The organism is Intestinirhabdus alba (assembly GCF_009711095.1).
Classification (GTDB): Bacteria; Pseudomonadota; Gammaproteobacteria; order Enterobacterales; family Enterobacteriaceae; genus Intestinirhabdus; species Intestinirhabdus alba.
This window is the reverse complement of sequence record NZ_WMJZ01000132.1, coordinates 1-655: the sequence shown is the minus strand read 5'-3', so window position 1 is coordinate 655 and position 655 is coordinate 1. Positions and strand designations below refer to the sequence as shown.

At 56.5% G+C, this 655-nt stretch carries 1 pseudogene; it reads right to left on the bottom strand.

Annotated features, from left to right (window positions below):
* Positions 1-480: pseudogene (locus GJV78_RS22730) on the bottom strand (hypothetical protein); the annotation flags it as partial.
* Between the last annotated feature and the right edge of the window lie 175 nt (positions 481-655).

The following is a 655-nucleotide window of genomic DNA, read 5'->3' as shown; positions in this document are numbered from 1 at the left end:
GTCCCGGAATCCCCCCTGTTGCTGATAAGCGTCAAACGGTGCCAGATTCATGTACAGCGTAAAAAACGTCAGCCTGCTCGCCTCGCTCTCACCCGGCTGTATCTCATGCTTCACCAGCACAAAGGAGGTTGAAAGGCAGAGTTTTTCGCCCCGCCACTCAATGGCGGCCCCCGCATAGTTCCTGCACACGCGCCACGCCACGATCTCCCCGTCCGCCATACAGCGAATAAACTGCTCTCCCCGGCGGGGCCTGTCCTTATAATACGCCTTCTCGGCCTCGCTCTCCGTGCTCAGGGCGCACCAGGGCAGGGTGGCATCGGTCAGATGAATGCCGCCGTGCCACATTCCCTGGCTCCCTACCAGGTACAATCCGGAGCTTTCTTCTGCCAGCTTTTCCGTCAGCGCTTCTGCTGAAGAGAACGTATCGCCATTTTTATTCGACGGTACGGGATAACTGAATTTAATTTGTTTTACAGCCATGACTTTTCTTCCCTGTTATTCACTGCACCATTTGGCCGGGCCTTTAGCTTTACCTGCCACAGGCGCTGTATCGGTCTTTTTAAAATCCGGCGTTTCCAGCGGCAGGCTGTTGCCGCTCCCCGGCACCAGGTAATCCGCCGCCTTCACGATAAAATGCCCCTGCGTGCCGTGCTCT